This window comes from Occallatibacter sp. (genome assembly GCF_049802275.1).
GTDB lineage: Bacteria > Acidobacteriota > Terriglobia > Terriglobales > Acidobacteriaceae > Telmatobacter.
This window is the reverse complement of record NZ_JBARMD010000161.1, coordinates 1-5,107: the sequence shown is the minus strand read 5'-3', so window position 1 is coordinate 5,107 and position 5,107 is coordinate 1. Positions and strand designations below refer to the sequence as shown.

Genomic DNA, 5,107 nt, shown 5'->3' with positions numbered 1-5,107 from the left:
GCCGCGGAACTCGGGCATGAGGTCTTCATCGTCTCTGGCGACAAGGACATGATGCAGCTCGTCACGGAGCATGTGAGGGTCCTGAATCCGCAAAAAGATAACCTCATCCTTGATGCTGCAAAGGTGGCTGAGGTCCTCGGCGTTCCACCTGAGAAGGTCATCGATGTGATGGCCCTGCGTGGCGACAATATCGACAACATTCCAGGCGCACCCGGTATAGGTGACAAGGGCAGCGTCGACCTCATCGTTGAATTCGGCAGCGTGGAAGCCGTCCTTGATCGTGCCTCTGAAGTCAAACGTAAGAGTTACCGCGAATCGCTGGAGCAGAATCGCGATGCGGTCTTGCTTTCGAAGGAATTGGTGACCATCGACTGTCACGTTCCTCTTCCGCTCGACCTGAAGGCAATGGAGACACAGGAACCGGATCTGGAGGCGTGTCGCACTCTTTTCAGCGAACTCGAGTTTACTTCGATGCTTCGCGAACTTGCGCCTTCGGCTTCGGCACCGGTGTTCGAACTCATCGAACAGGCTACGGACGAGCAGGCAGCCGCGTTCTACGCAGCTGCGCGGAAAGGCGGGTTTGCCTTCGCGCTCGCCGCAGTAGAACCAACTGAACTGGAGTCTGAATCGGACGAACCGGCGGTTCCGCAAACCATGTCGTTGCTGGATATCGTCGAAGAAGCAGAAAAGAAGACTGAATCCAGCGTTGGTGTCAGTGCCGAAGCGGGCAAAGGCCTCTGTCTTCCGCTTACTCCCGAACTAAAAATGCTGCTTGAAAATGCAGATGTGCCGAAGCGCGTCCACGACCTGAAGCTTGCGCTGCATGTTCTCAGCGGACTCGGCGTCAATCTGCACGGTAAAGTGGATGATTCGATGCTGCTCTCCTATGCACTGAATCCGACGAATACCACGCAGACCCTCGCCGACGTCGCTGTGCGTCATAACCAGTCAGCGCCACAGTCTCTGCCGGCCGCTGCCGTTGTAACACACGCTCTGGTAACCGACCTCGGTATTGAGGCGGAGCGAAGCAAGGTCACCAGTGTTTACGAGAAGATCGATCTGCCTCTCGCCCCCGTGCTTTTTCGGATGGAGAAGAGCGGCGTTCGGATCGACGCCGGCGTTCTCGACGGCCTCTCGAGAAGATTTGGCGCCGAACTCGCGCGCGTCGGCGAAAGCATCTACTCCCTTGCTGGCCGCCGCTTCAATATCAATTCGCCCCAACAGCTTGGTGAAGTGCTCTTCCAAGATCTGGGCCTGCCTGTGCCGGGGAAATATGGCAAGGGCAAAGCCATTTCCACCGCGGTGGATGTGCTCGAGGGCCTTGCTGAATCCAACGAAGTCCCGCGTCTCGTCCTCGAGTATCGGCATCTCTCCAAGCTCAAATCGAATTACGTGGATTCTTTGCCGCTGTTGGCCGACTCCGAGTCGCGCGTCCACACCACGTTTCAAGCCGCGGCCACAGCCACCGGCCGTCTTTCCTCCGTCAATCCAAATCTGCAGAACATTCCTATTCGCACTGAGCTGGGCCGTGAAATCCGCGCAGCATTTGTCGCCGCTCCCGGTACGCAACTGCTTTCCGCAGACTACTCGCAGATAGAGCTGCGGCTGCTCGCTCATTTCAGCGGTGATCCGCTTCTCGTGCGTGCCTACCAGAACAACGAAGACATCCACACACTAACGGCAAGCGAGGTTTTCGGTGTCCCCGCGGACACCATGGACAAAGAGACGCGTAACCGCGCCAAGGCTGTTAATTTCGGTATCGTCTACGGCATCTCACCGTTTGGCCTGGCAGCCCAATTGGGTATTCCGCAGGCCGAAGCGAGAGCCTATATTGATCGCTACTTTGCCCGCTATCAGGGTGTTAAGGCCTTCATTGAGAAGACCCTCGAAGAGACGCGCCTCGACGGTGCCGTACGGACATTCTTCGGGCGCGTGCGGCCTATCCCCGATATTACGAGCCGGAATCCAAACTCCCGCGGATTCGCCGAGCGTACCGCCGTCAACACGCCTCTGCAAGGCACGGCGGCTGACCTTATCAAGCTCGCGATGATTTCGCTCGATCGCAAACTGGCCGATCGCAAGTTGAAGACGCGGATGGTCCTGCAGGTTCACGATGAGCTGCTCTTTGAAGTTCCTGCAGCCGAGACTAAAGAGGTGGAAGCGCTGGTACGTGCCGAGATGGAAGGCGTGATCGAACTCAAGGTGCCCCTTGTTGCCGACCTGGGTTTCGGACCCAACTGGCGCGACCTCTAAGCTTGTCGCGTTAGTGGTTCAGGCTCCCAGCTCTGTCCGAATCGCATTAGCGATCGCATCCGCGTGGCGTCGCATCGCCTCTTCGCTTTCAGCCTCGATCATGACTCGTGCCAGCGCCTCGGTTCCGGAATAGCGAATTACCACGCGGCCCGTGTCTCTCAGTTCCTCTTCCGCCGCGCGGATTCGTTTTGCCACAGCCGGAATTGTGTCCAGCGGCTTCTTCTCGCGCACCTTTACGTTCACAATCACCTGCGGGTATACCTGCAGGTCGGCAGTTAGTTCTTCAACGGTTTTACCAGTCCGTGCGATCAGATCCAGAATGACAAGTGCGGTCAGCAGACCATCTCCGGTTGTTGAGAGGTGAGGGAAGAGAATGTGACCGGACTGCTCTCCGCCTAGCGCAGCATCGTGCTGCTGCATCTGCTCGAGTACATATCGATCGCCCACCGATGCGCGCAGCATCCGAATACCGGACCGCTTGAGTGCCGCCTCCAGCCCCATGTTCGACATGGTTGTCGCCACGACAAGATCACCCGTAAGCATTCCACGTGCCTTCAAATCCCGTGCGGCCATGAGCAAGATGGCATCGCCGTTGATCACGTTGCCGTGCGCGCCAGCCAGCATGCACCGGTCTGCATCACCGTCAAATGTTAGCCCCATTGCTGCTTCGTGCCTTTGAACCTCCGCCGCAACCCACAGCGGGTGCAGCGCTCCGCATCCGTCGTTGATGTTGCGGCCGTCCGGCGAAATGTTCAACAGTGTGAACTCGTTCGGAATCCGTGCACCTAATCGCGCAAACAATTCAGGTGCTACTCTCGCAGCGGCTCCGTTGGCGCAATCGGCGACGATGCGCAAGTCATCCAACTTGAGACCCGGGACAGATTCGATGAGGAACTGAATGTATTGCTCGGGAAGGGCCGCGTTATCTTCGACTCGTGCCAGTTCAGATATTTCCGGCACGACAGCCTTTTCGGAGCGCCGCAGAATCTCATCCTCAATGGAAGCTTCCGCGGCATCCGGCAATTTAAAACCATCCGAGCCGAAGAGCTTGATCCCGTTGTCGCGCCACGGATTGTGAGACGCGGAAATTACAACGCCTGCATCGAAGCCGCGGTTGCGCACGAGGAACGCCACCGCCGGGGTGGGGACGACCCCCGCGCTTTCCACCCGAACACCAGTTTCGCGCAGCGCGGCGCTGATGGTTGCGCCAATCCATGTGCTCGATTCGCGGGTGTCGCGACCCAGAATTACCTTGGGATCGGAGTTGCGGCGGAGCGAGTGGCCCAGCGCCAATCCGGTTGCGTAGATCGTTCTGGCGTCCAGCGGCGGATCGCCCGCGATGCCTCGAATCCCATCGGTACCAAACAGCTTGCGCGCAGTTTCTGTACTCATAGCCTCACTTCTTACGCTTCTTCTTTCCTGCCACTTCGTCAACCGTGCTGCTGAACTCGCCGTCACTCAATCGGGTTCGGAGTTGATCGCCGGGGCCAACCTCGGCAGTTGAACGGATCACCGTGCCGTCTCCGCTTAACACCAGGGCGTAGCCGCGCTCTAACACTGCGAGGGGCGATAGCGATCGCAACCGCCCCTCGAGGCCATCGAGTCGTGCCGCCCACCTTCGCAGAGTCCGCTCCAGCGAGCGCTCCAGCCTCGTTCCGTCGAGACCAAGCCTTTCCTGCATACGTGCCAACATCTGTCGCGGCTCATGATGCAGCACATCCGCCGCCAGTTCTGTCACCTCGCGTTGTCGTGAGCGTACCAGCCCGGTGATCCTTGCTTCCATGCGAAACCCAAGATCGTCCAGCCGTTGGCTGAGCCTGTGCAGCGTTGCCATGGTACGCCGCTCGGCGCGGTCCAGGGCCACGGTTTCGAACTGTTGCCGTGCGTGTAGAAGTTGGAATCGAGTCGCGCGCTCCAAACGATTAGCCTGCGTTTCAACTCGTTCGGCGATGCGGTGCTGTGCTTCGGTGATCAATTCCGCAGCTGCCGAAGGGGTGGGCGCTCTCAGGTCCGCCACGAAATCCGCGATCGTGAAGTCGGTCTCGTGTCCGATCGCCGAAACTACGGGCAACCCCGATGCAACGATCGCCCGCGCTACCCGCTCGCCATTGAAGGCGCTCAAGTCCTCGAGCGACCCTCCGCCGCGGGCTACAACGATCACATCCACCAGCCCGCTGGCATTGAGCTGAGCCAGGGCCGCTTCAACTTCGCCCGGCGCTTGCTCGCCTTGCACTGCTGCGGGGCACACGAGAACATTTAACCCAGCATGGCGTCGTCCAACGATGTTGAGGAAGTCGCGGATTACTGCGCCGGTCGGCGACGTTACGATTCCCACCGAACGCGGAAACGTGGGAAGAGGCCGCTTGCGGGCAGCGTCAAATAACCCTTCGCCTTTCAGTCGCTCTTTGAGTTGTTCGAAGGCCAATTGCAGCGATCCTGCACCGACGGGCTCAATGGTTTCGCCTACCAGCTGCAACTGTCCACGCTGGGCGTACACGCTTGCGCGCCCGCGTACCAGCACGTGCATTCCATCTTCGGGCTTGAAGCGCAGCAGAAGCACCTGCCGCCGAAAAAGCACTACCGGCAACTGAGCCTCAGCATCCTTCAGCGTGAAATACAGGTGTCCTGATGGCGCAGGGCGGCAATTGGAAATCTCGCCCTCGACCCAGATATCGCTGAACTCATGTTCTATTTGCTCGCAGACATGCTCCACCAATTCGCGCACAGGCCAGATGCGGCGGGCAGTCTGCGGCTCCTCAAAGGTCAGGTCGAGTTGCCGCCTCGATGTGTCCTGTCGAAGCACCTCTACGAGTGTAATTGCTGAGGTGCCTTGCAGGGCCTGGGGCAGCTACGT

Annotated in this window: 3 protein-coding genes; 1 reads left to right on the top strand and 2 read right to left on the bottom strand. The window is 59.0% G+C overall.

What is annotated here, in order from left to right; all coding sequences use genetic code 11:
* Positions 1-2,253, top strand: a 2,253-nt coding sequence (gene polA, locus WA354_RS05190) for a DNA polymerase I (RefSeq protein ID WP_472811946.1), incomplete at its 5' end; no start/stop codon positions are given.
* An 18-nt stretch (positions 2,254-2,271) separates the two neighbouring features.
* Here polA and glmM read toward each other — a convergent pair.
* Positions 2,272-3,645 (bottom strand): phosphoglucosamine mutase, encoded by a 1,374-nt coding sequence (gene glmM / locus WA354_RS05185; RefSeq protein WP_472811945.1) that lies wholly within the window; start codon positions 3,643-3,645, stop codon positions 2,272-2,274.
* Between the two features lie 4 nt (positions 3,646-3,649).
* Positions 3,650-5,056: an exodeoxyribonuclease VII large subunit gene (xseA, locus tag WA354_RS05180; RefSeq protein ID WP_472811944.1), complete on the bottom strand. Its 1,407-nt coding sequence runs from the start codon at positions 5,054-5,056 to the stop codon at positions 3,650-3,652.
* Positions 5,057-5,107 lie beyond the last annotated feature (51 nt).